Origin of the sequence: Neptuniibacter sp. QD34_54, assembly GCF_047778055.1 — a bacterium.
GTDB lineage: Bacteria > Pseudomonadota > Gammaproteobacteria > Pseudomonadales > Balneatricaceae > Neptuniibacter.
Genome location: NZ_CP180546.1, coordinates 736564 through 763263, shown reverse-complemented (window position 1 = coordinate 763263; position 26700 = coordinate 736564). Strand labels below are relative to the sequence as shown.

25 protein-coding genes are annotated in these 26700 nt (G+C 44.5%); 8 read left to right on the top strand and 17 right to left on the bottom strand.

The features are described 5' to 3' along the window. The first annotated feature begins 38 nt into the window (after positions 1 to 38). A complete protein-coding gene (locus tag ACMXYP_RS03270; protein ID WP_415883579.1) occupies positions 39 to 929 on the top strand; it encodes an AEC family transporter in 891 nt (296 codons plus the stop codon). Between the two features lie 36 nt (positions 930 to 965). After that, positions 966 to 1862, top strand: coding sequence for an ROK family protein (locus tag ACMXYP_RS03265; RefSeq protein WP_415883578.1), 897 nt, complete (start codon positions 966 to 968; stop codon positions 1860 to 1862). 46 nt (positions 1863 to 1908) lie between these two features. Here ACMXYP_RS03265 and ACMXYP_RS03260 read toward each other — a convergent pair whose 3' ends face one another. From ACMXYP_RS03260 to gyrA, 12 genes are all read right to left on the bottom strand, one after another. Beyond that, positions 1909 to 2214, bottom strand: coding sequence for a ComEA family DNA-binding protein (locus tag ACMXYP_RS03260; protein WP_415883577.1), 306 nt, complete (start codon positions 2212 to 2214; stop codon positions 1909 to 1911). 74 nt (positions 2215 to 2288) lie between these two features. After that, entirely contained in the window at positions 2289 to 3002 is a 714-nt protein-coding gene (gene pyrF, locus ACMXYP_RS03255; protein WP_415883576.1) for an orotidine-5'-phosphate decarboxylase, read from the bottom strand. A gap of 16 nt (positions 3003 to 3018) precedes the next feature. After that, positions 3019 to 4209 (bottom strand): lipopolysaccharide assembly protein LapB, encoded by a 1191-nt coding sequence (lapB, locus tag ACMXYP_RS03250; protein ID WP_415883575.1) that lies wholly within the window; start codon positions 4207 to 4209, stop codon positions 3019 to 3021. Continuing rightward, the gene (locus tag ACMXYP_RS03245; protein WP_415883574.1) at positions 4199 to 4504 is read right to left on the bottom strand and encodes a lipopolysaccharide assembly protein LapA domain-containing protein; all 306 of its coding nucleotides are present in this window, start codon (positions 4502 to 4504) and stop codon (positions 4199 to 4201) included. The genes lapB and ACMXYP_RS03245 overlap by 11 nt, the downstream gene beginning before the upstream one ends. Before the next feature lie 19 nt (positions 4505 to 4523). Then, a complete protein-coding gene (gene ihfB / locus ACMXYP_RS03240; protein WP_415883573.1) occupies positions 4524 to 4814 on the bottom strand; it encodes an integration host factor subunit beta in 291 nt (96 codons plus the stop codon). 40 nt (positions 4815 to 4854) lie between these two features. Beyond that, entirely contained in the window at positions 4855 to 6543 is a 1689-nt protein-coding gene (gene rpsA, locus ACMXYP_RS03235; RefSeq protein WP_415883572.1) for a 30S ribosomal protein S1, read from the bottom strand. Between the two features lie 31 nt (positions 6544 to 6574). Beyond that, on the bottom strand, positions 6575 to 7261 hold the full coding sequence (cmk, locus tag ACMXYP_RS03230) for a (d)CMP kinase (RefSeq protein ID WP_415883571.1): 687 nt from the start codon (positions 7259 to 7261) through the stop codon (positions 6575 to 6577). Further along, a complete protein-coding gene (locus tag ACMXYP_RS03225) occupies positions 7261 to 9513 on the bottom strand; it encodes a bifunctional prephenate dehydrogenase/3-phosphoshikimate 1-carboxyvinyltransferase (RefSeq protein WP_415883570.1) in 2253 nt (750 codons plus the stop codon). The genes cmk and ACMXYP_RS03225 overlap by 1 nt, the downstream gene beginning before the upstream one ends. Next, positions 9474 to 10580 carry a histidinol-phosphate transaminase gene (gene hisC, locus ACMXYP_RS03220; RefSeq protein WP_415883569.1) on the bottom strand — a complete coding sequence of 369 codons (1107 nt, stop codon included), beginning with the start codon at positions 10578 to 10580 and terminating at the stop codon, positions 9474 to 9476. The genes ACMXYP_RS03225 and hisC overlap by 40 nt, the downstream gene beginning before the upstream one ends. Before the next feature lie 11 nt (positions 10581 to 10591). Beyond that, positions 10592 to 11683, bottom strand: a complete 1092-nt coding sequence (gene pheA / locus ACMXYP_RS03215) for a prephenate dehydratase (RefSeq protein WP_415883568.1) — start codon at positions 11681 to 11683, stop codon at positions 10592 to 10594. A gap of 26 nt (positions 11684 to 11709) precedes the next feature. Further along, on the bottom strand, positions 11710 to 12792 hold the full coding sequence (gene serC, locus ACMXYP_RS03210; protein ID WP_415883567.1) for a 3-phosphoserine/phosphohydroxythreonine transaminase: 1083 nt from the start codon (positions 12790 to 12792) through the stop codon (positions 11710 to 11712). A 72-nt stretch (positions 12793 to 12864) separates the two neighbouring features. Then, a complete protein-coding gene (gyrA, locus tag ACMXYP_RS03205) occupies positions 12865 to 15453 on the bottom strand; it encodes a DNA gyrase subunit A (RefSeq protein WP_415883566.1) in 2589 nt (862 codons plus the stop codon). Positions 15454 to 15648: 195 nt separating this feature from the next. Here gyrA and ubiG point away from each other — a divergent pair, with 195 nt between their 5' ends. Genes ubiG through ACMXYP_RS03190 form a run of 3 tightly spaced genes read left to right on the top strand, consistent with a single transcriptional unit; the run spans position 15649 to position 17817 of the window. Further along, complete coding sequence (ubiG, locus tag ACMXYP_RS03200) at positions 15649 to 16374, top strand: bifunctional 2-polyprenyl-6-hydroxyphenol methylase/3-demethylubiquinol 3-O-methyltransferase UbiG (RefSeq protein WP_415883565.1); 726 nt, start codon at positions 15649 to 15651, stop codon at positions 16372 to 16374. A gap of 2 nt (positions 16375 to 16376) precedes the next feature. Then, positions 16377 to 17057 carry an HAD family hydrolase gene (locus ACMXYP_RS03195; protein WP_415883564.1) on the top strand — a complete coding sequence of 227 codons (681 nt, stop codon included), beginning with the start codon at positions 16377 to 16379 and terminating at the stop codon, positions 17055 to 17057. A gap of 19 nt (positions 17058 to 17076) precedes the next feature. Beyond that, on the top strand, positions 17077 to 17817 hold the full coding sequence (locus ACMXYP_RS03190; protein WP_415883563.1) for a YciK family oxidoreductase: 741 nt from the start codon (positions 17077 to 17079) through the stop codon (positions 17815 to 17817). A gap of 69 nt (positions 17818 to 17886) precedes the next feature. Here the strand turns inward: ACMXYP_RS03190 and rluB are convergent, their stop codons facing one another. From rluB to ACMXYP_RS03170, 4 genes are all read right to left on the bottom strand, one after another. Then, the gene (gene rluB, locus ACMXYP_RS03185; RefSeq protein ID WP_415883562.1) at positions 17887 to 18717 is read right to left on the bottom strand and encodes a 23S rRNA pseudouridine(2605) synthase RluB; all 831 of its coding nucleotides are present in this window, start codon (positions 18715 to 18717) and stop codon (positions 17887 to 17889) included. A gap of 115 nt (positions 18718 to 18832) precedes the next feature. Further along, positions 18833 to 19228 carry an H-NS family nucleoid-associated regulatory protein gene (locus tag ACMXYP_RS03180; RefSeq protein WP_415883561.1) on the bottom strand — a complete coding sequence of 132 codons (396 nt, stop codon included), beginning with the start codon at positions 19226 to 19228 and terminating at the stop codon, positions 18833 to 18835. A 96-nt stretch (positions 19229 to 19324) separates the two neighbouring features. Next, the gene (locus ACMXYP_RS03175) at positions 19325 to 19945 is read right to left on the bottom strand and encodes an L-threonylcarbamoyladenylate synthase (protein WP_415883560.1); all 621 of its coding nucleotides are present in this window, start codon (positions 19943 to 19945) and stop codon (positions 19325 to 19327) included. Between the two features lie 71 nt (positions 19946 to 20016). After that, on the bottom strand, positions 20017 to 20853 hold the full coding sequence (locus ACMXYP_RS03170; protein WP_415883559.1) for a PHP domain-containing protein: 837 nt from the start codon (positions 20851 to 20853) through the stop codon (positions 20017 to 20019). Positions 20854 to 20925: 72 nt separating this feature from the next. Here ACMXYP_RS03170 and ACMXYP_RS03165 point away from each other — a divergent pair, with 72 nt between their 5' ends. From ACMXYP_RS03165 to ACMXYP_RS03155, 3 genes are all read left to right on the top strand, one after another. Further along, a complete protein-coding gene (locus ACMXYP_RS03165; protein WP_415883558.1) occupies positions 20926 to 21474 on the top strand; it encodes a septation protein A in 549 nt (182 codons plus the stop codon). Positions 21475 to 21485: 11 nt separating this feature from the next. After that, complete coding sequence (locus tag ACMXYP_RS03160; protein WP_415883557.1) at positions 21486 to 21785, top strand: YciI family protein; 300 nt, start codon at positions 21486 to 21488, stop codon at positions 21783 to 21785. A 228-nt stretch (positions 21786 to 22013) separates the two neighbouring features. Further along, positions 22014 to 22604 carry an OmpA family protein gene (locus ACMXYP_RS03155; RefSeq protein WP_415883556.1) on the top strand — a complete coding sequence of 197 codons (591 nt, stop codon included), beginning with the start codon at positions 22014 to 22016 and terminating at the stop codon, positions 22602 to 22604. A 123-nt stretch (positions 22605 to 22727) separates the two neighbouring features. On the opposite strand, the gene purL is transcribed toward ACMXYP_RS03155, so the two are convergent. Continuing rightward, on the bottom strand, positions 22728 to 26630 hold the full coding sequence (gene purL / locus ACMXYP_RS03150) for a phosphoribosylformylglycinamidine synthase (protein WP_415883555.1): 3903 nt from the start codon (positions 26628 to 26630) through the stop codon (positions 22728 to 22730). Between the last annotated feature and the right edge of the window lie 70 nt (positions 26631 to 26700).

Below are 26700 nucleotides of genomic sequence, written 5' to 3'. Positions count from 1 at the left end.
CCAAAGTAGGCCACAACTGACATATAAGGTAGTTATTGATGGAAGTACAAGGTCTACTGATTGAACGGATATTCCTTACCGTGTTCCCACTTGTGGCGATTGTCACAGTGGGATTTTTTTATGCCCGCCGCTACCAGCCGGACATGAATGCAGCCAATCAGATCAATATTGATGTTTTTGTTCCTGCGCTGATCTTTGCTGTTTTATCTGCTGAATCATTTGATCTAATTAAGTACCAATCTCTCGCCATTGGCGCCGCTATTATCGTGATTGGCTCAGGTATTCTGCTCTACCCTGCCTGTAAACTGTTAAAGGTACATCCTAAAACGTTCCTACCTCCAATGATGTTCAGCAACAGTGGTAATTTGGGTATACCGCTGATTGTCTTAGCGTTTGGAGAAAACGCGCTGCAAGCCGCTGTAGTCTTATTTCTAGTGGAAAATTTGCTCCACTTTACAGTCGGTATCTACATACTGGATCATAAGACTCGTTTGCTTAATCTACTTCGCATGCCGATGATTTTAGCAACCATTTTAGGCCTTATCTGGAGCGGCTTCGATCTACCGATCCCTAAAGCAGTCCATACCTTTATAGACATGCTGGGTCAGATAGCCATTCCATTAATGCTCTTTGCACTGGGCGTAAGAATGACTAGCGTAGACTTTTCTAATTGGAGAATAGGTAGCCTCAGCGCGGTACTCTGCCCTGTCAGCGGTATTATCATCGCTCTGATCTGCCAGCAGTTCTTACAACTGGATGCGACACAGTTTGCCTATTTAGTTGTCTTTGGTGCGCTACCACCAGCCGTTTTAAATTACATGATTGCTGAACGTTACAATCAAGAGCCACATCAAGTCGCTTCGATTGTTTTGCTAGGCAATATGGGCAGTCTCATTTTTATTCCAATCACTCTCGCTTTTGTTATATAAAATCACTTAAATATTCTCAAATAGCATGAGAGAAAAATGGACTACTGTATCGGTATAGATCTTGGCGGCACCAAGATCGAGATTATTGCGCTGACTCCATCTTCAGATGTTCTATTTAGATATCGCGTTCCTACGCCACAAGGGAATTACCAAGCTACCCTAGATGCAATTTTCTCGCTTATAGAAAGAGCTGAAAGCAACACAAAGCATCCAGCTCGCTCCATTGGTATTGGAATTCCCGGTGCCGTTTCGCGAGAAACAGGTTTAATTAAAAACGCTAACTCTACCTGCTTAATCGGCCACCCATTAGATAAAGACTTGAGCGAGCGACTACAAAAGCCTATTCAAATCGCCAACGATGCTGATTGTTTTACACTGTCTGAAGCTATCGATGGTAGCGGCAAAGACTACAACTCTGTCTTTGGAGTAATCTTAGGTACCGGCGTTGGCGGAGGCATTACAATAAATAAGCAACTGCTTAGCGGTCCAAATTCTATTTGCGGGGAATGGGGACACAACCCCCTACCTAGACTGGATGCGTCCGATGGAAATGGGCGAGATTGTTATTGCGGCAAACAAGACTGTATAGAGACGTTCTTATCTGGCCCAGGGTTCACAAATCACTATAACGATTCGACTTTTTCACATTTAGATACCGAATCAATCTGGGAACTCGCTAAAGCTGGAGACAAGTCAGCAGTAGATTATTGCAACTTATACATCGAGCAGCTGGCTAAAGCCCTCTCATCGGTTATAAACATATTGGATCCTGACGTTATTGTGTTAGGCGGCGGGCTTTCAAACCAGAACGATATCTATCAGAAACTTCCAGAGAGGTTAGCCCAATATGTATTCTCTGATTCGATGAATACGCCGATTTTGAAAGCGCAATTTGGCGACTCCAGCGGAGTCCGTGGAGCCGCCTGGTTGTAACACCCAAATCGCTCTGAGCCTTACAACCTACTAGTAGTGCTTAACGCTACTTCTTACTCGCCACTTCTTTCTTTTTATCCACAACCTCTTGAATAGAGATATTTGAGCGATTTTTCTCAACTGTGGCAGCACCAATGCCTTTCACTTCAGTTAATTGATCTACCGATGTGAAAGGACCATTGTTAGTACGATACTCAACAATAGCTTCTGCCTTAGCTACCCCAATACCATTAAGGTTTTGTGCTAACTGTTCGGCTGTAGCGGTATTAAGATCGATAGGAGCTGCAAAAGCAGACAAAGAGAATACACAAGCGAACGCCATGATCAGCGCTCTTAAAGAAGAAAGTTTCATAGTAAATTCCTTTTACTTTATTTTAGGTCTGACCTCATCCATTTAGGCCAGACCTTCTTTATAACTTGCTAAAGCTACGAAAGCAACGGTGCTAATTCAGCATCGATTTTAGCTAGTGCGTCTACAGGCGAATCTGCTTTAGTAATTGGGCGACCAATCACTAGGTAATCACTGCCTGCTTTTAATGCATCAGACGGTGTCATAATACGCTTTTGATCGCCAACATCCGCATCCGCAGGTCGAATACCCGGTGTTACTAGTTTGAATTCTTCGCCGATCACTTGGCGTAGCGGTGTTACTTCCTGCGCAGAACAAACCACACCATGCAGACCACTTTCTTCAGTTAACTTAGCCAAACGTTTCACATGCTCTAACGGCTCAATATCTAACCCTAAATCGCGCAGGTCACTGCGCTCCATACTGGTTAGTACAGTCACACCGATTAACAACGTCTCAGAACCATTAACTTGCTCAAGCTCGTTGCGAGCAGCTTCCATCATACGGCGGCCACCCGAAGCATGAACATTGACCATCCATACGCCTAGTTCGGCAGCTGCGCGAACGGCTTTAGCCGTAGTATTCGGGATATCATGAAATTTCAGATCTAGAAAAACATCAAAACCCAGGCTTTGAAGCGTTTCTACAATAGCCGGACCACTTCGTGTGAATAACTCTTTACCAACTTTTACACGGCATCGAGTCGGGTCCAACTGCTTAGCCATTGCCAAAGCCTGATTTTGATCAGGGTAATCTAATGCAACAATGACTCTTTTTTTATCCAATAACATATAAGTTCTCTAAAATTTATTCGCCTTCCAAACCCTGAATAGGTTTAGTCGTACCCCAGCTTTTACATGACGGACACTGCCAGGAGAGCGTTCTACCTGAAAATCCACAACTATTACATCGGTATACGGGCTTTGAGAGCTCTAACTGTCCAGTCAGACCACGCAATACCTTTAAGCTATCCCTTGCGCTATCTGAGCCATATTCTATATGAAGATCGATCAGACTATTAAACCCTTTTACTGAAGGACGGCGTTTTAACTCTTCAGTAATAAAACTTCCAGCTGCATATATGCCACGCTCTTCCTTTACATGTTCAGCGAGAGCAATAAGCACTGTAGTCGAAGGCGAATTCGCCAAACAGTTACGTAAATATTCTAAATGCCCCTTACTATCCCCCGTTCTTTCATAGCAATCTTTCAATAGGGGAATTGTTTCTGAAACAAACAAGCGATCTTGCTTAGATACTTTTTTAAGATGCTTTATAGCCTGCTTCCACTGCTCAGATTTCATTGCAATTTGAGCTTTTAAAAAACTTACCCGAACATTATCCGAATCGAATTGCTCGGCATCTTTGAGATACTCAGTGGCTGCTTTGATAAGCTTTTGCTGTAATGCCATATCAGCCAGTTCACAACAGTAATGAGCAAGCTCATTATTTAAATCTCGCCTTTCATCAGCAGAAAGTTTATCCGCAGTGACTAAAGCTTCTTCCCACTCCCCTTCTTTCTCGTAAAGCTTAATTAACAGATTAAGTGCTTTACTATGAATACGCTTAGGTGGAGATGACTTAATAATTTCCTGCAGCAGATTCTCAGCTCGGTCCAACAATCCCACAGAATAATAGTCATTCGCTAGAGCCATCTGAATCCGCATAAAGTCATCCCGATTCAAATTGGGACGCGCCAATAGATTCTGATGGATCTGTATCGCTCGATCAACATCACCTTTACGGCGAAAGAGCTTTGCTAAAGACAGGTGGGCTGGAATGGTATCTGAATTGATCTCTAAGGCACGGATAAAGCTTTCAATCGCCTCATCCATTTTCTCGTTCAAAAGATAGTCTAAACCGGTAAAGTATTCGTGACTTAGATTCGTTTGAGGAGGCGTAGGTTTTGACTGCTTATCACGCCTGCCTAGCAACCAGCCAATGCCGATCGCCAGAACAAACGGGATTAAAAGAAAAGCGTTGTCGAGATTAAACGGCATCTTTCAGGCTGGATACTCGCAACTGATCTAGCTCTTTTTGTGTACTAGCAATTTTACGGCGCGCAGAGCCCAAACGAGTTTTTAACATCACGATAATCATTGTACTTAGCGCTCCACCGATAAGAGCACCCGCAACAAATGTCGCTACTAGCCAAGTACCTAAACTAAATTCTGGTAGCTGCAGAAAAACAAGATTAATCGCAACCTGATCTGTGTTGTTAATCACTAACATTAAACCAATAAATAGTGCCAAAAACGCTAAAACAACGAAGATCAATTTTTTAACTAAACGCACCGGATTAAACCTCAATTACCTAATTTTGAATTGAATCATTTACCTGTTCACGCAACTCTTTACCTGGTTTGAAGTGCGGAACATATTTAGCATCAAGCGCTACAGACTCACCCGTTTTTGGGTTACGGCCTGTTCTAGGCGCTCGATAATGTAGTGAAAAACTACCAAACCCTCTGATTTCTATACGATCACCTTGAGACAAAGATTCTGTCATGTGATCTAGCATCGTCTTCACGGACAGCTCGATATCCTTCACCGACAATTGCTCATGTCGATCTACTAGTACTTCAATCAGTTCAGATTTCGTCATACCTCTACTCCTTTGCTCGTGGACCGTACATTCTGCCTAGTTACTCAGAGTCACTTTTATTCATCTGAGCCTTAATTAAATCACCGATAGTCGTTGGGCCTGATAGCGTCGTTTCAGACTGTTGACTGATTTTATCCAGAGCTTGTTTCTCTTGCTCTGCCTCCATCTGCTTGATGGAGAGCGAAATAACTCTGTTTCTACGATCAATTTGGCTGATCATCGCCTCAACTTCATCTCCAACGCTAAAATGATCTGCTAGATTATCTATGCGCTCTCGAGACACATCGGAGATTCTTAGTACCGCTTCAACACCTTCTGCCACGGTTACACTTACCGCCTTGTCAGCGATGTCAGAAACTGTACCTTTTATAATTTTTCCTTTGCCATGACTCGCAGTAAAGCTACTAAATGGATCTTCATCTAATTGCTTAACACCCAAAGCGATTCTCTCTCGCTCTGAATCAACCGAAAGCACCACCGCTTCTAAGTCATCGCCTTTTTTGAGTGTTTTAACAACATCCTCTCCGCTGTCATCCCATGACAAATCGGATAGATGTACAAGGCCATCGATACCACCTTCTAGACCAATGAAAACACCAAAATCAGTTATTGAACGGATTTTACCACTTAAGCGATCACCTTTTTGGAATTTAGTCGCAAATTCTTGCCAAGGATTCGCTTTGCATTGCTTCATACCTAAAGAGATACGACGACGCTCTTTATCGATGTCTAATAACATCACATCGACTTCGTCTCCCACCTGAACAACTTTAGATGGGTGAACATTTTTATTGGTCCAATCCATTTCAGAAACATGGATCAAACCTTCAATACCTTTTTCGATCTCAGCGAAACAGCCGTAATCAGTAAGATTCGTCACTTTCGCTTTCGCTTTGGTGCCGATTTCGTAATTAGCAATCAGCTGTGTCCACGGATCTTCTGTTAACTGCTTAACCCCGAGCGAAACACGGTTGCGTTCTTTATCAAAACGCAGCACCTGCACATCTATGCTTTCACCAACCGTTAATACTTCACTTGGATGCTTAACACGTTTCCAAGCGATATCAGTGATATGTAGCAGGCCATCAACACCGCCAAGATCAATAAATGCGCCATAGTCGGTAATGTTTTTTACAACGCCTTTAACAACAAGGCCTTCTTTCAGTTCTGAAAGCAGTTTTTCACGCTCAACACTGTAAGCCGCCTCAAGAACAGCACGACGTGAAACAACAATGTTATTGCGCTTGGCATCGAGCTTAACCAATTTAAACTCGAGTTCTTGGTTTTCTAAGTGGCTGGTATCTCGAAGAGGACGGACATCGACTAAAGAGCCCGGAAGGAATGCCTGGATATTTCCAAGCATAATCGTTAGGCCACCTCGGACTTTACCCGAGATGTGCCCTGTTACAATTTCATCAGATTCGTAAGCTTTCTCAAGCTCTGCCCAAGCTTCTGCTCGTTTCGCTTTATCACGAGAAAGCTGGGTAGAACCGAAGCCGTCTTCGACAGCTTCTAATGCGACTCTGACTTCAGAACCAACATCAATTGTCAGCTCACCAGAGTCATCAATAAACTGCGACCGCGGGATAACACCTTCTGATTTGAGACCTGCATTGACGATGACAAAGTCATCCTCAATCGCAATTACTGTACCCGTTACGATAGCGCCTGGCGCCATCTCCAACTCTTGAAGGCTCTCTTCAAATAGTTCAGCAAAGCTCTCGCTCATATCTGTATCCCGCTTTGTCGTTATGACACTATCAGCGAAGCCCTTTATGCCTCGCTGCATCCATTACAGCGGCTAGGACCTCTTCGATTGACATCTTAGTCGTATCAAGAATTACTGCATCCGCCGCGGGCTTAAGAGGAGCAACAGGACGATTCATATCACGGTCGTCTCGTGCCTGAATATCCTCCAATATAGCTTGAAGACTAGCACCCAGCCCCTTGTTTATCAACTGGTTATAACGTCGTACAGCGCGCTCCTCAGCACTGGCATCTAGATAGATTTTGAGTGATGCTTCAGGAAACACAACCGTGCCCATATCACGACCATCTGCAATCAACCCTGGCATTTCAGCAAATGCACGCTGACGCTCCAATAGAGCATCACGAACCGCCGGAATAGCCGCAACGATCGAAGCATCCTTACCAACAGCTTCAGTACGAATAGCATCAGTAACCTCTTCACCTTCCAGAACAATCTGGACAGTATCATCATCACGAGGAATAAACTGCACGTTTAAGTGTGCAGCTAAAACGACCAGCGCTTCTTCGTCATCAAGGTTTACACCATGATGATTGGCTGCAAGACCCAGTAGGCGGTATAACGCCCCACTATCTAACAGCTCCCAACCTAGTTCTTTTGCCAACAACTGGCATATCGTTCCTTTACCCGATCCACTGGGACCATCAACGGTAATTACGGGGATTTGTCCGTTAGACATCATCCCTCCTCCTTCTCTACCTTTATTCCTGCAGTCTGCGCCAGCTCAACAAAGCCAGGGAAAGACGTAGCTACGTTTGCACAGTCATTAATTGTGATCTCACCAGTAGCACGCAAAGCAGCCACACAGAAAGACATGGCAATACGGTGATCATCATGGCTCTCTACAACACCGCCACCAATCTCACCGCCTTGGATGATCGCACCATCTGGCGTACCTTCGATATCCACACCAAGTGCTTTAAGACCATCAACCATGGATTGAATTCGATCACTCTCTTTAACGCGAAGCTCTTCAGCACCCGATACGATTGTTGTACCTTCAGCACAAGCGGCTGCAATAAATAGCGCAGGGAACTCATCAATTGCCAGAGGAACTTGGTCTTCAGGAATATGAATACCTTTAAGCGGCGCATAACGAATACGGATATCAGCAACAGGTTCGCCACCGACTTCGCGCTCATTTAGCAATTCAAGGTTCGCACCCATTAAACGCAGGATGTTGATAATGCCAACACGGGTTGGGTTGATACCAACGTGCTCTAGGGTCAAATCAGAACCTGGAGCGATAGCCGCTGCTACCAAAAAGAATGTCGCGGAAGAGATATCAGCAGGTACATCGATGCGAGTTGCATGCAACTGCCCACCCGATTTAACCGCTGCTTTAGAGCCATTTTGCTCTACAGGATAACCAAAGCCCGTAAGCATACGTTCGGTATGATCACGTGTCGGTGCAGGCTCTGTTACAGAGGTTTCACCTTCAGCGTAAAGACCAGCCAATAGCAAACAAGACTTAACCTGAGCACTCGCCATAGGCATATCATAATGAATGCCTTTTAGCGCCTGACCGCCTTTAATCTTCATCGGTGGGCGACCATTTTCAGCGGTTTCGATCTCTGCTCCCATCAAGCGAAGCGGATCAGCGACACGACCCATTGGACGTTTAGTCAGAGAAGCATCACCAGTAAGCTCAGAATCAAATTGCTGTGCTGCCAATAAACCAGATAGCAAACGCATTGATGTACCGGAGTTACCTACATATAAAGGCCCAGGAGGTGCACTTAAGCCATTAACACCTACACCGTAGATAGTTACATTGCCATCATCAGGACCTTCAATAACCACACCCATATCACGGAATGCTTGTAAGGTCGCTAAGCTATCTTCACCTTCAAGGAAGCCTGTAACTTCCGTAACTCCATCAGCTAGGGAACCCAGCATAATGGAGCGATGTGAAATAGATTTATCACCTGGAACTCGAATTTTACCACTTACGCTGCCGCCAGGCTGGGCACGAAAGGTTACTAATTGATTACTCATATCTTGTGAATATGCCGTACCAGAAAGGATTCTTGAAAAATGTTCTCGTGCAGCTCGTGCGCGTGTAAAAGTGCCTAACATCGTCTCACTATCACCGCATTCAATCGCTGCTCTTAGCTTTGCTAATCCCGATGTATATCGATCTAACTGCGCTAGCAAAGCGTCTCTATTTGCTAAACAGATGTCGTGCCACATTGTCGGGTCACTACCGGCTATCCGAGTAAAATCACGAAAGCCTCCAGCTGCATAGCGGAAAATATCAGTATTATTGCCTTGTTCCTGAGCTAAAGTATCAACTAAGGAAAACGCCAGCATGTGTGGGAGATGACTGGTTGCCGCCAACACTTCATCATGCTTTTCTACGTCCATAATTAGCACTTCTGCACCAGTGGACGCCCACATTTCAGTAAACACTTTAACAGCGTAAGATGAAGATTCTGCTAAAGGCGTTAGAATAATTTTGTGCTGTTCAAATAGATGTTCATCCGCTGCTGCTACACCGCTTTTCTCAGAGCCAGCAATTGGGTGACCTGGTACAAAACCAGAAGGCACTTGTTCAAAGACACGCTTAGCCGCTTCGACCACATTAGCCTTGGTACTACCTACATCTGTAATCAATGTTTCTTCAGCGATAAATGGCGCAATATCCACCAGCACCTTTTCCATCGCTTTTACAGGCACTGCTAAAACAATAATATCCGCCTGACTTACAGCATCCGCTAGGCTATCGGCAGCTACATCGATCACTCCGCTACTTAAACCTAACTTTGTCTCTTCTGGATCACGATCAAAACCAATAATCTGTCCGCAGCAACGGTTCTGACGAAGCACTTTTGCTAAAGAACCGCCGATTAAACCCAACCCGATAATAAGTGTATTTTTGATACCCTGACTCAACGTTTCTCTACCACTTGTTGTAATGCTTTTAGGCAACGTTCATTTTCATGTTGTAAACCAATGCTGATGCGCAGGTGATTTGGCATTCCATAATTCGCCACAGGCCTCACAATAACACCCTGCTCTAGCATTGATTGGTAGATAGGCGAGGCATCCTTAGCCAGATCTACTGTAATAAAATTTCCTACCGATGGGATAAATTCCAATCCCAACTTGGCCAAACCTGACTGATAAAAAGCCATGCCTGCAGCATTAACTTGTACAGCTTTATCTAGATGCTCTTGATCAGATATAGCTATTTCTGCAGCGGCAAGCGCCAGATTATTCACGTTAAATGGCTGCCTTACTCGGCTTAACAGATTTGCTATATCGCTGTTTGAAACCGAGTAACCGACACGTAAACCAGCCAAGCCATAAGCTTTAGAAAAGGTTCGCGTAACGATTAAATTTGAATACTGCTTTTGTAAACTCAAACTATCCGGAAAGTCTTCAGCTTCCACATACTCCGTGTAAGCTTCATCCAAAACTACTAAGACAGTTTCTGGCACTTGAGCTAAAAACGTTTCTAACTGCCCTTGAGTTAAATATGTACCCGTCGGATTGTTAGGATTAGCGATAAAGATCATACGAGTATTTGGAGTTAATCGCTCCAACATCGCATCAAGATCGTGCCCCCAATCTTTGGCTGGAGCCACTACAGCTTTAGCCCCAATTGCTTGAGTCACCAACGAATAAACGACAAAAGCATATTCCGAATAGATAACCTCATCATCTGAGGTTAGAAAAGCACGAGCAATAAGCTCCAACACATCATTGGAGCCATTACCTAAAGTAATCTGCTCCGACTGGCAGCTTAGAGAGTCAGCCAGAGCCAACTTCAATCTGTAACCGCCGCTATCTGGATAAAGATTTATGCCTGTCAGTTTATCTTGAAGAGCTGTGATAACTTTAGGTGAGACACCTATTGGACTTTCATTACTTGCCAGCTTAACCACATCAGTTAAGCCAAGCTCTCGCTCTAACTCTTCTGGTGGTTTGCCTGGCAAATAGGGGTGCAGATTTTGCACCCCTGGTGAAGCCAGTGAAAAGAAATCACAACTCATCGATATGCCTCTTAAAGCACCGCGCGTGGGTATGAGCCTAAGATTTTCAGCTCAACACTTTCTTTGGCTAACTCAGCCAGCGCCTTAGCAACGAGCTGATCTTCGCTATGCCCTTCGAAATCGATATAGAACATAGACTGTTTTGCAGAAGATCTGGTTTCTACTCGTGTCAGACTAATTTGTGAACGATGGAAAGGTTCTAACAACTGATACAAGGCACCTGGTGCATTTGGTACAGAGACCAAAATAGATGTTTTATCATCGCCGCTAGGACCAACATCCTGATCACCGATGATCAAGAAACGCGTTGAGTTATCCGCCTGATCTTCGATATTGCTAACAGCAGCTTCAAGCTCATAAAGTTCTGCAGCCATGTCACCTGCAATAGCCGCATAACCTTGACCTTCTTGCTTAGCTAAACGAGCAGCTTCTGCGTTAGAACTGACTGCAACCTTCTCAATATGTGGATAACGCGCATCTAACCAACTACGGCTTTGCGCTAGGGACTGCTCATGGGAATAGATCTTGAAGATCTCATCCAAGCTATCACCTTTGTTGACCAATAAATGAAGGTGAACTGGAACTTCCACTTCTCCACAAATTTTAAGATCAAACTGTTTAAATAGATCAAGCGTGCTACTAACAACACCTTCCGAAGAGTTCTCGATTGGGACAACACCGTAATGAGCACCACCAGACTGCACTTCGCGGAAGACATCTTTCGACGATTGCATCGGAAGATTGTGGGCAGAGTGACCAAAATGCTTCATTGAAGCCTGTTGGGTAAACGTACCTTCAGGGCCAAGGAAAGCTACTCGCATTGGCTCTTCTAACGCCAAGCAAACAGACATTATTTCACGGAAAAGACGTGCAACTTCTTTATCAGGCAATGGACCTTCGTTACGCTCCATCACAGCGCGCAATACCTGAGCTTCACGCTCAGGGCGATAAAATACAGCCGCCGCTTCACCTTGATGTTTCTGTTTAACTTCAGCTACACGTTGAGCACATTTAGCACGCTGATTCAGAAGCTCATGAAGCTGACCATCTATAGAATCGATCTGGTCACGTAAAACACGTAACTCTTTTTCTTGTTCACTCATACTCTTCTCATTTTCCGCAAATGATTTTAAGCGTGTTGCTTTTCAAACTGCTGCATAAACGCGATCAACGCATCCACTGCTTCCTCTGGGACAGCATTGTAGATGCTCGCACGCATACCACCTACAGAGCGATGACCTTTAAGGTTCAATAAACCCGCTTCTTCTGCTTGTTCTAAGAACAGTTTATCCAAAGCATCATCAGCCAAAGTAAATGGCACGTTCATCCAAGAACGGTTAGCTGACGCCATTGGGTTAGCATAGAAGTCACTGGCATCAATCGCTGCATACAGTTTTTCTTGTTTACGCTGATTAGCCGCTTGTATCGCAGCTACACCACCTTGGGCTTTTAGCCATTTAAAGACTAAACCAGCTAGATACCAACCATAGGTTGGCGGTGTATTACACATAGATTCAGCATCAGCATGTACTTTGTAATCAAACATTGTTGGTGTGCCGGCAACAACATCACCTAACAAATCTTCTCTTACAATCACAACCGTCAAACCTGCTGGGCCAATATTCTTTTGCGCGCCCGCATAGATCAAACCAAACTGGTTTACATCAATCTCGCGAGACAGGATTGTAGAGGATAGATCAGCAACTAGAGGAACATCTCCAGACTGAGGTACATAATCAAACTCCAAGCCACCAATCGTTTCATTTGGCGTGTAATGCAGATAAGCCGCCTCTGCATTTAGCTCCAACTCGCTTTGGCTTGGAACAGCAGTAAAACCGTTACCTTCGCTAGATGCAGCAATACGTACATCACAATAACGAGACGCTTCTTGGATCGCTTTTTTCGACCAGATACCGGTATTAATATAGTCAGCCGTAGTTTTACCGCGCAGCAAGTTCATTGGAATCATAGAAAACTGCGAGGTAGCCCCACCTTGAAGGAATAGAACCTTGTAGTCACTACCAATTCCCATCAGGTCACGTAAATCCTGCTCTGCTGCTTCAGCAACCGAGACAAACTCTTTACTGCGGTGACTCATTTCCATAATGGAAAGGCCTTTACCGTGCCAGTCTAGAAGTTCCTCTTGAGCCTGCAGCAATACTTCACTAGGTAAACCAGCAGGGCCTGCACTGAAATTGTACTTACGTGTCATAGACTTATCTTCACTCTACTTAAAGTCATATATAAAAAATGCGGCACATTCGCGCCGCACTTGAGGTAGAAATTATTCCTCTGCAGTGGTCGGGGTTTCCGCCTCTGCATCAGTCTCCACCTGCTCTTCTTCGTCTGGTTCTTCGATACGAGCAACGCTGACTAAGCGTTCTTCATCGCTAACGCGAATCAGAGTTACACCTTGCGTATTTCGTCCAAGTTCTGAGATCTCATCCCCGCGCGTACGCACCAAGGTACCCTGATCACTGATCAGCATGACATCATCACCATCGAAGACTTGAACAGCACCCGCTAGGGCACCATTTCGATCAGAGCATTGCTGAGCAATAACACCCTGACCACCACGACCTTTCACAGGGAAATCATCAACAGCAGTTTTCTTACCATAACCATTTTCAGAAGCGGTCAAAATCTTACCGCCCTCTTGAGGAATGATTAACGAGATAACCTTAACGCCGTCATCCATCTTAACGCCACGTACACCACGTGCTGTACGGCCCATTGGGCGTACATCTTCCTCACGGAAGCGCATAGATTTACCAGCACTTGTCATCAACATGACATCGTCTTCACCATTAGTGATTGCAGCACCGATTAGATGGTCATCATCTAACAAATCAAGAGCAATCAGACCGCTAGTACGCGGACGGGAGAAGTTAGTCAGTGCAGTCTTCTTAACCGTACCGGAAGCTGTCGCCATGAAGATAAACTTATCTTCTTCGTAGCTACCTACAGGCAAGATCGTGCTGATGCGCTCGCCTTCATCCAAAGGCAAGATATTAACAATCGGACGACCACGTGCTGTCCGGCTCGCCACTGGAATTTCAAATACGCGTAACCAGTAAACTTTACCGCGGTCCGTGAAGCACAGAATCGTATCGTGGGTATTCGCAATCAGTAGATGCTCGATGAAATCTTCATCTTTAATCGCTGCTGCTGACTTACCTTTACCACCTCGACGCTGAGATTGGTAATCGGTCAACGGCTGAGTTTTCGCGTAGCCACCGTGAGATATAGTTACCACCATATCTTCTTCAGTGATCAGATCTGCAACTGTCAGATCTTTACGAGAAGCAGTAATTTCAGTACGGCGCTCATCACCATATTCTTCCAAAATCGCTTCAAGCTCTTCACGAATCACTTCCATTAAGCGTTCGTGTGAACCTAGAATTTTCAGAAGTTCAGCAATACGTTCTAACAGCTCTTTATATTCAGCAATCAGTTTTTCATGCTCAAGACCTGTTAGACGGTGCAAACGTAACTCTAGAATTGCTTGAGCCTGAACTGGAGAAAGATTGTACTTACCATCGCGTAAGCCATACTGTTCTTCCAGATCTTCAGGGCGACATGCATCTTCACCAGCACGCTCCAGCATCTGAATTACATCACCCGGCGCCCACGCTTCTGCGATCAAACGTTCTTTCGCTTCAGCTGGGGTTGGTGAAGTTTTAATCATTTCAATAACAGGATCTATGTTTGCAAGAGCAATCGCTAGACCTTCAAGAATATGACCACGTTCACGCGCCTTACGAAGCAAATAAACAGTACGACGAGTAACGACTTCGCGACGATGACGTATAAAGCATTCAAGCGCTGTTTTCAGATCAAGGATCTTTGGCTGACCATCAACCAAAGCGACCATATTGATACCAAAAACTGACTCCATCTGCGTCTGAGCAAACAGGTTGTTGATAACCACATCTGGCATTTCACCACGACGTAGTTCAATAACAATACGCATGCCGTCTTTGTCAGACTCATCACGAAGTTCGGTAATGCCTTCAATCTTCTTATCTTTAACAAGCTCAGCAATCTTTTCGATTAAGCGCGCTTTGTTAAGCTGATAAGGGATCTCAGTGATGATAAGTGAAGGCTTGCCGCTCTTTGCATCTTCTTCTACATGGTGCTTAGCACGCACATAGATACGACCACGACCAGTACGGTATGCCTGAAGGATTCCTGCACGGCCGTTAATAATACCGCCTGTTGGGAAATCAGGACCTGGAATAAACTCCATAAGGTCATCAACAGACAAGTCTGAATTTTCAATCAGCGCAATACAACCACGAACCACCTCAGACAAGTTATGCGGTGGAATATTTGTCGCCATACCAACCGCAATACCAGAAGAGCCATTTACCAATAGGTTTGGCACACGGTTAGGTAAAACCGCTGGAATTTTTTCTGTACCGTCATAGTTATCAACAAAATCGACGGTCTCTTTCTCAAGATCTGCCAACAGCTCATGGGCGATCTTATCCATGCGGATTTCGGTATAACGCATCGCAGCGGCGGAGTCACCGTCGATCGAACCAAAGTTACCCTGGCCATCTACCAGCGTATAACGCATGGAGAAATCCTGAGCCATTCGAACAATCGTGTCGTATACCGCACTATCACCATGCGGGTGGTATTTACCGATTACGTCACCTACCACACGGGCAGATTTTTTATATGCTTTGTTCCAGTCATTGCCCAATTCATTCATCGCAAACAACACGCGACGGTGAACTGGTTTAAGGCCATCGCGCGCATCTGGCAACGCACGGCCGACGATTACGCTCATTGCGTAATCAAGGTAAGACTGCTTCAGTTCATCTTCGATGTTAACTGGCAGGATTTCTCTGGCTAAATCACCCATTCCCTATCCTTGAATCACTCTCACAACGGAAGGTTTCCGCGGATATTTTTAACCGCGGGAGTATATCACATTTCCTACAAGGGAATCCTGAAAAAATAAGAGGTTATACAATTAAAGTTGGAGATGCGCGATCAACTGTTTTTCAATGCCTTAGCAATGGTAGAATGCCAACAAATACTTTAAAGCTAAAACATCATGACTCAGCCAGAAAACAGCACTCAAGCAAACGTTGATCCAGCAGAAATCGCAAAGTTTGAAGAACTTGCCAGCAAATGGTGGGATAAAAACAGCGAATTCAAACCACTCCACGACATCAACCCGTTACGCGTTGGTTATATAGATCGCATTGCGCATCTGGCCGAAAAGAAAGTATTAGACGTCGGTTGTGGTGGCGGAATTTTGTCCGAATCCATGGCTCAACGCGGTGCAACCGTAACAGGCATTGATATGGGTGCAGCTCCACTGAAAGTTGCCAAATTACATGGCTTAGAAAGCGGAGTTAATGTCAGCTATAAACAGATCCCCGTTGAAGAACTTGCAGCCGAGCAACCTGAATCCTTTGATGTTGTTACCTGCATGGAGATGCTGGAACATGTTCCCGATCCATCTTCAATCGTTCAAGCCTGTGCCAAACTTTGCAAACCGGGCGGCAAGGTCTTTTTCTCGACACTCAATCGCAATCCAAAGAGCTACCTTTTCGCGATCCTTGGCGCTGAGAAAGTACTGAAACTAGTTCCTGAAGGCACTCATGATTTCAAAAAGTTTATTCGCCCTTCTGAACTTGGCAACTGGATCCGTCAAAGCGGCCTAAAGAATATCGACATGTGCGGTATGACTTATAACCCACTGACGAAAACATACAGCCTTCACCCATCAGATGTCGATGTGAATTACATTATTGCTACGACTAAACCAGAGTAATCATGTCCGATAAACCAGCTTCAGTTTTATTCGATTTAGATGGCACGCTAATAGACACCGCACCGGACTTTCACTGGGTTGTTAACACCCTTTTAAAAGAAGAAGGTCGTGATGAAATAAGCTACGAATATCTTCGCGGTTACGTCTCTCATGGGGCCAGAGCTATGGTTGGGGCTGCTTTTAATCTAAAAGAAGGTGAAGCCGACTTTGACCGACTACACCAGCGAATGCTTAGCATTTATCTTGAACATCTTGATGTAGATAGCCAACTCTTTTTTGGTATGGCCGAATTTCTGAATTGGCTTGAAGAGCACGACATACCTTGGGGTGTTGTCACCAACAAACCAGAGCTCTACACCACACCAGTAATGCAAGGGTTACAACTGAGCGATTCAGCAAAAAGCGTCATTTGCCCAGACCACGTTAAAGAGAAGAAACCAAACCCAGAAGCACTTTTCTTAGCCTGCAAAGAGATCGATTGCTCCCCTGAAAGCAGCATCTACATTGGCGATCATATTAGGGATATCGAAGCAGGCAATCGCGCCGGTATGCTAACCATCGCAGCCGAGTACGGTTACATCGATGAAGGCGACGACCCTAAAAATTGGCAAGCCGATCACCAGATATCCAGTGCAACTGAGCTCAAGCCACTGCTACAATCTCTATACACCGCTTTACGTTAATGATTAGGAACAGATCACTATGTTTGAATACCAAGCCCCTGCAGACTTATTAAAGGATAGAGTTATTCTGGTGACTGGCGCTGGCTCAGGCATAGGCCGTACCGCTGCAATGACCTTTGCCGCTCACGGCGCAACCGTCATTCTTCTTGGCCGAACACTAGAAAAACTTGAAAACGTTTATGACGAGATTGAAGCCGCAGGTTATCCACAACCCGCGCTTGTTCCACTCAATCTAGAAAGCGCACAAGAACATGATTACATTGAGCTAACCAACACACTCGATCAAGAATTTGGCCGAATCGATGGCATTCTTCACAATGCCAGCATCTTAGGCGTGCGAACACCGATTGAAAGCTACGATCCTGTAATTTGGCAGCAAGTGATGCAAGTAAATTTAAATGCACCATTCATGCTAACCCAAACCCTCATGCCACTTTTACAACAGTCAAATGATGCATCGGTTGTTTTCACATCATCAAGCGTAGGACGTCAAAGCAAAGCATACTGGGGTGCTTATGCTGCATCTAAATTTGCGACTGAAGGCCTGATGCAGACACTAGCAGATGAGACCAGCGGCATTTGCAATATTCGCGCTAACTGCATCAACCCAGGTGCAACTAGAACACAAATGCGCTCCGATGCTTACCCAGCTGAGAACCCGCAATCAGTGACTGCACCAGAAGACATTATGCCGGTTTATCTGTATCTAATGGGTAAAGATAGCGTTAACGTAAACGGTCAATCGCTAAACGCTCAATGATTGAGTAGAAATGAAAGACAAAAAAAGCAGCTCTAAGCTGCTTTTTTATTGTCAAAATTTACGAAGTAACTAACTACCTTCTTGACGACGCGCCCTCTGCTTCTTGTAACGACGCTCGTACTTCTGCTTTTCATCAGCCGTCATTCTTGCGCCACGCTTCGGCTTAAGCTCAAGCATTTTAGACAGAGAATTAACTTCTTTACCGGTCATCTCTTTCCATGTGCCCGACTTAACATCACTTGGCAAGAAAATAGGCCCAAAGCGAACACGTTTTAGACGGTTAACTTGAATCTCTTGCGATTCCCACAAACGACGAACCTCTCGATTACGCCCTTCCATCACTACACAGTGGAACCACTTATTGGCACCTTCACCATCAAAGAACTGAACATCGGTAAAACGGGCCATGCCATCTTCTAACAGAACACCTTCTTTTAGGCGGGACAAAATGCCGTCATCAACGTTACCCAAGACACGAACTGCATATTCACGATCAATTTGAGCAGACGGATGCATCAATGCATTTGCTAGCTCACCATCAGTAGTGAACAGCAACAAACCGGATGTATTAATATCGAGTCGACCTATAGCAATCCAACGCCCCTCTTTTAAAGGCGGCAAATGCCTAAACACTGTAGGCCTACCTTCTGGGTCATGACGCGTACAGATTTCACCCACTGGCTTATTATAAATAAGCACTCTACGCTCAGCCTGTTTATCAAATATCAACTGCACGGACTGGCCATCAACTTCAGCCGTATCACCTTCAGAGATTCGATCTCCTAAGGTAGCAATTGAGCCATTTACTGATACTCGACCTTCTTTAATCCAACGCTCCATCTCACGACGTGAGCCTATTCCGGAGCGCGCCAATACTTTATGTAACTTTTCGTCAGTCATACGACGCACCTACAAATATGCTAATTAAGACAAAAGGCATTAATCAAACTTGATACCTTTAAACAAAAAAGCCCTTTCATAAAAGAAAGGGCTTCTATAAAACCGTACTCTTATTTTAAATGAGACAGTCTTCTTTAGTAAATCCTTTATCGAAATAAGCCTGAAAAGCCAACGGGGTACGGCCACGACCAGACCACTCGTGAACTTCACCGTTATCATCTTCAATACGGTATTTAGGCTGCACCTTTTTCTTAGGTGTGCTTGCGGCTTCGCCAATCAATCCCATTAGATCATTTAGATCTACACCTGCGTCCTGCATACTTTGGCGAATAGCTTCAATTTTTGCTGCTTTTTCCTGCTCTGCTGCCTCTAACGCTTCTTCTTCAGCACGCCTATCTTCAGCAATCACAGTTAAATCAGAAATCACTTTTTCTAGTTCAGAAACAGATAATTCCTGGCATTGTTTGCGCAATGAATTTTTACGCAGTAGAACTTTAAGAAAATCAGACATTTCAAAACCACCAAAATAAAAGTAAGTAAGCAATTATCTTTATAGTCGATAAATAATCAAGGAAAAATATTTTTTTAAAATCAATTAAAAAATAAATTAACTAAAATCACTTATATCTCCCGCACCTTGCCTAATTATTTCGGGTGCATCTTCAACTAAGTTAATTACGCTGGTCGCCTCCATGCCACAGTAGCCGCCATCAATTACAAGATCCACCTGATGCTGTAATAACTCACGCATTTCATAGGGATCCATCAGTGGCATATCTTCTCCAGGCATAATTAATGAAGTACTCATTATAGGCTCACCCAGCGCTTCCGTTAACGCTAAAGCAATTGCATTATCTGGAATTCTAATCCCTATCGTTCTTCTTTTTGGATGCAATAAACGCCTAGGCACTTCCGAAGTCGCCTTTAAAATAAAGGTAAAAGCACCTGGGGTGTGAGATTTTAATAATCGATAACAGGTATTATCCACTTTAGCATAGGTACTAATTTCACTTAAATCTCGACACACCAAAGTAAAATTATGCTTATCACTTAATTGTCGAATTCGCTTAATACGCTCTAAAGCTGTCTTATCACCAAGATGACAGCCTAATGCATAGGCGCAATCAGTAGGATAGATAACCACGCCACCTTTATTAATGATTTCGACCGCCTGAGATATCAATCGCGCCTGCGGATTATCTGGGTGTATCTGAAAAAACTGACTCACTATCACACGCCTTACATAAAATTATTCTTATACAATCTATTATTTATTAAATAAGCAAAAGCAACAAACATTTAATTCAATAATCGCTCAAGAACATGCTGTCCCTCAAATTTTATCGGAGGGTATTTACCTAAATTAGTCCACCCTTGAGAAGGCGCATGAAAATCACTACCTGCAGAGAGCAATAAATTATTTTCCTTTGCAATTCTGAGCAGATGATAATGATGATCTGGTGTAACCCCAGGGTAAGAAACCTCTATTGCTTCGCCACCACAACCAACAAAGTCAGCAATAACTAAACGCAGTTTAGTAAAAGTCATCTTATACTTTGTTGGATGCGCCAAAACTGCAATACCTCCAGCAGCTTTGATCACACCCACCGTTTCAGAAAGCTCTGGCCATGCCATTTTGACATCACCTTTTTTGCCAATGCCTAAATATTTTTTGAAAGCCTGCTGCTCATTTGCAACCGCACCTTGTTCCCGTAAAGCTCGCGCAAAATGGGGGCGACCAATACTTCCCTGCCCTGCAAATTGTTTTGCTTGCTCAAATACATCAGGCAAGCCCATGGAAATTAATTGCTGAGCTATTTTTTTTGACCGTTCTATTCGAAGATCAGACAAATTAGCAAGATACGATTTTAAATCATCAGATTCTAAATTAACCCCCAACCCTACAATATGAATCACCCTACCATTCCAAAGGCAGGTTAATTCAGTACCTGTAATAATCTTAATTTCTGCAGGGTTTTCAGCCTGTAAAACTTTAACTCCAGCCACCGTGTCATGGTCCGTTAAAGCCAGCACATCAATATTATTGTTTTTTGCCAACTCTAGTAATTCTATAGGGGACAAGGCACCGTCTGACGCAGTAGAATGGCAATGTAAATCGTAGTGTGGTAATCCCATATTTCTCACTCTATCTATAAAGAGCTATAACGTTCTTTGTATTTTACCTTAAACGGACTAATTTCAACGACTATGAAGCTGTTACTCGATTTTTTACCCATTATTATCTTTTTCATCGTCTATAAGGCAACAAACGACATCATTTTAGCCACCGCAATCCTTATACCAGCCACGCTGCTACAAATGCTGTACACATGGATCAAAACGCACACAATTGAAAAGATGCAGCTAGTCACACTAGTTTTAGTTGTTCTTTTAGGTGGAGCAACGGTTGCCTTCCAAGATAAAACCTTTATCCAGTGGAAACCCACTGTTGTTAACTGGTTATTTGGCTTAGCCTTTTTAGGCAGCCAATTTATCGGTCAAAAAACGATTGTTGAACGCCTTATGGGGAGTAACATATCCCTCCCAGCATTCGCGTGGAAAAACCTTAATATTGCCTGGGTTATATTTTTCGTGCTGATGGGCATCATTAATCTATTTGTCGCCTACAGTTTTAGCGAAGAGATCTGGGTTAACTTTAAATTATTCGGCATGCTTGGTCTCACCCTTGTCTTTATTATTGCTCAAGGCTTCTACCTATCACGCCATATTGAAAATACCGAAAACAACGACCAGTAGCAGGAGACCTTATGTTTTACGCTATTATTTCCGAAGATGTTGAGAACAGCCTAGAAAAAAGACTGGCAGCCCGCCCAGACCATCTAGCGAGACTAACTCAACTTAACGAAGAAGGCCGCTTACTTATAGCAGGTCCTCATCCTGCCATTGATAGTGAAGACCCAGGCGAAGCCGGCTTTAGTGGCAGTTTAGTTGTTGCAGAGTTCAATTCACTGGAAGAAGCGCAAGCTTGGGCAGACAAAGACCCTTATATAGAAGCAGGCGTATATGCCAAAGTGGTAGTAAAACCCTATAAAAAAGTATTACCATAACAACAGAATATAGAGAAAATCTGCAACTAAAGTGCACAGTTTGCATTCAAAAATAGATAACTATCTATATCAGCCAGTCAAAATAACGGCTTTTATCCGACAATAGTCAAAAGATAGTACAAAATATTGGAATGTTTATACTATGTTCAGCTTAGAAGAGTTGTAATAAGCAGATTATTTCTTACAATTCTAAGATACAGAACCCCAATCGTATTTAAGGACAGCAAAATGAAAAAATTCGCAATCGCTTCAGGCCTAGTTATGGCTATGGGCCTAGCTACTGGCGCACAAGCACACCCAGAAAACTCTGGCTACTGGGACGAAACTACTAGCACAGTCTGGAAAACTGGTACTGGCGGATGCTGGCGTCATGGCTTCTGGGAAGAAGGCAATGCTATTGAAGGTTGTGAAGGCTACAAAGCACCTGCTGCTCCAGCTCCAGCTCCAGCTGCAGCACCAGAACCAATGGCTACTGTTGAAAAGCACATCGTATACTTCGACTTCGACAGCTCTAACGCTGGCGATGTAAGCGATATTTCTAGCTACATCAACTCCCTTAAGACTGTAACTAGCGTAAACCTAGTTGGTCACGCTGACCGCATCGGTGCGAGCGCATACAACGACGCTCTATCTATGAAGCGTGTAAACGCAGTTTCTGAAGCTCTACAAGCTGGCGGCGTAAACGGCTCTGTAATCAGCACTGGTTACATGGGTGAAAACGCTCCTGCTAAATCTTGCGATGGCCAGCGCGGCGCGAACCTAATCGACTGCCTACGTGCAAACCGTCGTGTAGAAGTTGAGATTTCTGGTACTAAGTAATTTCTTACTACCTTATAAAAAGGCGCTCATTGAGCGCCTTTTTTTTTCGCAAGCTTTGCAGCTTTCCTGAAAAACAAAAACAAAAAAGGCAGCCGTAGCTGCCTTTTTATCAAATGTAGGAATTTAACCTACCCAAACTCGTGCGTTGCGGAACATGCGCATCCACGCACCATCCTCAGACCATTCATCTGGCGCCCAACTGTTAGTTACTGTACGGAAAACACGCTCAGGGTGCGGCATCATAATAGTCACACGACCGTCAGTAGTTGTAACACCTGTAATGCCTTCTGGTGAACCATTCGGGTTAGCAGGGTAAATCTCTGTAGGCTGACCATAGTTATCCACATAACGCAGAGCCACTGTATCAGATGACTTAAGTCCCGCTAGGTGCGCTTCATCTTTGAATTCTGCACGACCTTCGCCGTGTGCTACTGCGATTGGCATACGAGAACCCGCCATACCCTGCAAGAACACAGACTTAGAATCTTGAACTTCTACCATAGCAACACGTGCTTCAAACTGCTCTGAAACGTTACGTACGAAGTGTGGCCACAAGTCAGAACCAGGAATCAATTCATGTAAGTTAGACAGCATCTGACAACCGTTACAGATACCTAATGCAAACGTATCTTCGCGGTTAAAGAACTGCTGGAATTGATCACGTGCACGCGCGTTAAATAGGATCGATTTAGCCCAACCTTCACCTGCACCCAACACATCACCATAAGAGAAGCCACCACAAGCAACCAGACCTTTAAACTGATCAAGCTCAACGCGACCAGAAAGAATATCACTCATATGGACATCAACAGCTGCAAAACCAGCACGGTCAAACGCCGCACCCATTTCAATCTGACCGTTTACACCCTGCTCACGAACGATAGCCATCTGAGGACGTGTACCCGTCTGAATAAATGGCGCAGCAACATCTTCATTCTGATCAAACGTAAGCTCAGTATTCAGACCCGGATCTTGTTTATCAAGAATACGATCAAACTCTTGCTGTGCACATTCAGAGTTATCACGCAGAGATTGAATCTGATAAGAAGTCTCAGCCCACCAGCGTTGTAGCTGTACACGGGACTCAGAATAGATCTCTTCCTCATCGAAGTGGAAACGAATCTCATCATCCAAGTTAGTAGAACCTAGAACCTGAGCAATATCTCCAAGACCTGCGGCATTTAGCTCAGTAAGAACCGCTTCTAAGCTATCACGCTTAACCTGAATAACAGCACCTAGCTCTTCAGCAAACAATGCTGCGGCCAACTCACTCTCTTCACCAGCAAGCATATCTAGATTTAGATCTACGCCGGTTTTACCAGCAAAGGCCATCTCAGCGATCGCCGCAAATAGACCGCCATCAGCACGGTCATGGTATGCAAGGATCTGACCTTGCTCGTTTAGTTCTTGAATCGCTGCAAAGAACGCTACAAGTTGCTCTGGCTGATCAACATCAGGAACATCTTGACCGACTTCGTTATAAACCTGAGCTAGTGCAGAAAGACCAATACGGTTTTTACCATTACCCAAATCCAAAAGAATCAGGTCAGTTTCACCTTGATCAGTACGTAGCTGAGGCGTCAATGTTTTACGTGCATCTGTTACAGGGGCAAAGCCTGTAATAATCAAAGACATCGGCGCAGTTACAGATTTTTGTTCGCCTTCATCTTCCCACACGGTACGCATAGACATGGAGTCTTTGCCTACAGGGATAGTGATACCCAGCTGCGGACACAACTCCATACCTACAGCTTTTACAGTGTCATATAATTTTTCATCTTCACCTGGGTGGCCAGCAGCACACATCCAGTTTGCAGACAGCTTGATATCTTTAATGTCGCCGATACGAGCAGACGCGATATTAGTAACAGTCTCACCAATCGCCATACGACCAGACGCAGGAGAGTCAACCAAAGCAAGCGGTGTGCGCTCACCCATGGCCATTGCTTCACCAGTATATGTATCGTAAGCAGCAGTCGTTACCGCACAGTTAGCCACAGGAACCTGCCATGGACCAACCATTTGATCACGCGCTACTTGACCAGTAATCGAACGGTCACCGATAGTGATCAAGAAAGACTTAGAAGCTACCGCAGGCAGCTTCATTACACGCTCAGCCGCATCTTTAAGATCGATAGAGCTCGTATCGAAAGACGGTACTTCGTATGCTTTACGCTCTACAGAACGGTGCATTTTTGGCGGCTTACCAAACAACACGCTCATTGGTAGATCAACTGGCTTATTCTCGAAGTGAGTATCACCTAGCGTTAGGTGCATCTCTTCAATCGCCTCACCTACAACAGCGTATGGGCAACGCTCACGTTCACAGATCGCTTCGAAGCGAGCCATATCCGCTGGAGCCACCGCCATAACATAACGCTCTTGTGCTTCGTTACACCAGATAGCCAACGGCGACATACCTGGTTCATCGTTATTTACATTACGTAGCTCAAAATTAGCACCACGATTACCATCGCCTACCAACTCAGGGAAAGCATTGGAAAGACCACCTGCACCAACGTCATGAATAAATGCGATCGGGTTTTCATCACCCAACTGCCAGCACTGGTCGATAACTTCTTGGCAACGACGCTCTAGCTCAGGGTTATCACGCTGTACAGAGGCGAAATCAAGATCAGCAGTGGAAGAACCCGATGTCATAGAAGATGCAGCACCACCACCTAGACCAATCTGCATTGCAGGGCCACCAAGACAGATTAGCTTAGCACCTACAGGGATTTCACCCTTTTCAACGTGCTCATCACGAATGTTACCTAAACCACCCGCAATCATGATTGGTTTGTGGTAACCACGAACCTCTTCACCCGCAGCACCGTTTACTTTCTGTTCGAAAGTACGGAAGTAACCTGTTAGCGCAGGGCGACCAAATTCGTTGTTAAATGCAGCACCGCCAATTGGGCCTTCGATCATGATATCCAGAGGCGTGACAATACGCTCTGGCTTACCGTATTTAGATTCCCATGGCTGTTCGAAGCCAGGAATATTTAGATCAGACACTGTGAAACCAGTAAGACCAGCTTTCGGCTTAGAACCTTTACCAGTCGCACCTTCATCACGAATTTCACCACCTGAACCCGTCGCTGCACCCGAGTGTGGTGCAATTGCAGTTGGGTGGTTATGAGTTTCAACTTTCATCAGAATCTGAATATCTTCCTGATTGTAGCTGTACTCTTTGCTATCCGGTTTCGGGAAGAATCGACCCGCTTTAGAACCAACCATTACCGCAGCGTTATCTTTATACGCCGACAGTACGTTCTCGCCACCCATTTCATTGGTGTTACGAATCATGGCAAACAGCGATTTCTCCTGCGCTTCGCCATCGATATCCCATGAAGCGTTAAAGATCTTGTGACGACAGTGTTCAGAGTTCGCCTGAGCAAACATCATCAATTCAACATCTGTCGGGTTACGATCTAGCTCGATAAAGCTTTCAACTAGGTAATCTATCTCATCTTCAGCCAACGCTAGACCAAGATCCGTATTCGCTGCAACCAACGCTTCACGACCACCACCCAAAATATCTACAGTCGTCAGAGGCTTCGGCTCTTCTTCTAAGAAAAGCGAAGAGGCGTCATCTATACTTGGCAATACAGCTTCAACCATACGATCGAACAATGCGGCCTGAACAGCTTCTACTTCAGCATCAGTCAGATCCTTAGATGCTTGAACGTAATATGCAATACCACGCTCTAGGCGTTTGATCGCTGACAAACCACAGTTGTGAGCGATATCAGTTGCCTTCGATGACCAAGGCGATATAGTGCCTGGACGAGGAACAACTAAGAACAGCTGACCCGCTGGCTCCTGAGCTTCAGCTTTAGGTCCGTAACGTAAAATACGTTCCAATACTTTTTGCTCATCGTCCGATAAAGCTTGTGACAAATCGGAAAAATGCATAAATTCAGCATATAGACCTGTTACAGCAGGAACTGAAGACTGAATAACGGTAAGTAACTTTTCATGACGAAAAGCAGAAAGAGCAGGTGCTCCGCGCAGTGCCAGCATCTCTAATAGAGCCTCTTGATAGCTGCCAATATAAAGCAGTAGTTACAGGAGAAATATAAGTAGTGAATTT

What these genes read in the sequence shown, in the direction of transcription:
- ACMXYP_RS03270 (WP_415883579.1), top strand. Translation starts at nt 39, where the DNA reads ATGGAAGTACAAGGTCTACTGATTGAACGGATATTCCTTACCGTGTTC.
- ACMXYP_RS03265 (WP_415883578.1), top strand. Translation starts at nt 966, where the DNA reads ATGGACTACTGTATCGGTATAGATCTTGGCGGCACCAAGATCGAGATT.
- ACMXYP_RS03260 (WP_415883577.1), bottom strand. Translation starts at nt 2,214, where the DNA reads ATGAAACTTTCTTCTTTAAGAGCGCTGATCATGGCGTTCGCTTGTGTA.
- pyrF (WP_415883576.1), bottom strand. Translation starts at nt 3,002, where the DNA reads ATGTTATTGGATAAAAAAAGAGTCATTGTTGCATTAGATTACCCTGAT.
- lapB (WP_415883575.1), bottom strand. Translation starts at nt 4,209, where the DNA reads ATGCCGTTTAATCTCGACAACGCTTTTCTTTTAATCCCGTTTGTTCTG.
- ihfB (WP_415883573.1), bottom strand. Translation starts at nt 4,814, where the DNA reads ATGACGAAATCTGAACTGATTGAAGTACTAGTAGATCGACATGAGCAA.
- rpsA (WP_415883572.1), bottom strand. Translation starts at nt 6,543, where the DNA reads ATGAGCGAGAGCTTTGCTGAACTATTTGAAGAGAGCCTTCAAGAGTTG.
- cmk (WP_415883571.1), bottom strand. Translation starts at nt 7,261, where the DNA reads ATGTCTAACGGACAAATCCCCGTAATTACCGTTGATGGTCCCAGTGGA.
- hisC (WP_415883569.1), bottom strand. Translation starts at nt 10,580, where the DNA reads ATGAGTTGTGATTTCTTTTCACTGGCTTCACCAGGGGTGCAAAATCTG.
- pheA (WP_415883568.1), bottom strand. Translation starts at nt 11,683, where the DNA reads ATGAGTGAACAAGAAAAAGAGTTACGTGTTTTACGTGACCAGATCGAT.
- serC (WP_415883567.1), bottom strand. Translation starts at nt 12,792, where the DNA reads ATGACACGTAAGTACAATTTCAGTGCAGGCCCTGCTGGTTTACCTAGT.
- gyrA (WP_415883566.1), bottom strand. Translation starts at nt 15,453, where the DNA reads ATGGGTGATTTAGCCAGAGAAATCCTGCCAGTTAACATCGAAGATGAA.
- ubiG (WP_415883565.1), top strand. Translation starts at nt 15,649, where the DNA reads ATGACTCAGCCAGAAAACAGCACTCAAGCAAACGTTGATCCAGCAGAA.
- ACMXYP_RS03195 (WP_415883564.1), top strand. Translation starts at nt 16,377, where the DNA reads ATGTCCGATAAACCAGCTTCAGTTTTATTCGATTTAGATGGCACGCTA.
- ACMXYP_RS03190 (WP_415883563.1), top strand. Translation starts at nt 17,077, where the DNA reads ATGTTTGAATACCAAGCCCCTGCAGACTTATTAAAGGATAGAGTTATT.
- rluB (WP_415883562.1), bottom strand. Translation starts at nt 18,717, where the DNA reads ATGACTGACGAAAAGTTACATAAAGTATTGGCGCGCTCCGGAATAGGC.
- ACMXYP_RS03180 (WP_415883561.1), bottom strand. Translation starts at nt 19,228, where the DNA reads ATGTCTGATTTTCTTAAAGTTCTACTGCGTAAAAATTCATTGCGCAAA.
- ACMXYP_RS03170 (WP_415883559.1), bottom strand. Translation starts at nt 20,853, where the DNA reads ATGGGATTACCACACTACGATTTACATTGCCATTCTACTGCGTCAGAC.
- ACMXYP_RS03165 (WP_415883558.1), top strand. Translation starts at nt 20,926, where the DNA reads ATGAAGCTGTTACTCGATTTTTTACCCATTATTATCTTTTTCATCGTC.
- ACMXYP_RS03160 (WP_415883557.1), top strand. Translation starts at nt 21,486, where the DNA reads ATGTTTTACGCTATTATTTCCGAAGATGTTGAGAACAGCCTAGAAAAA.
- ACMXYP_RS03155 (WP_415883556.1), top strand. Translation starts at nt 22,014, where the DNA reads ATGAAAAAATTCGCAATCGCTTCAGGCCTAGTTATGGCTATGGGCCTA.
- purL (WP_415883555.1), bottom strand. Translation starts at nt 26,630, where the DNA reads ATGCTGGCACTGCGCGGAGCACCTGCTCTTTCTGCTTTTCGTCATGAA.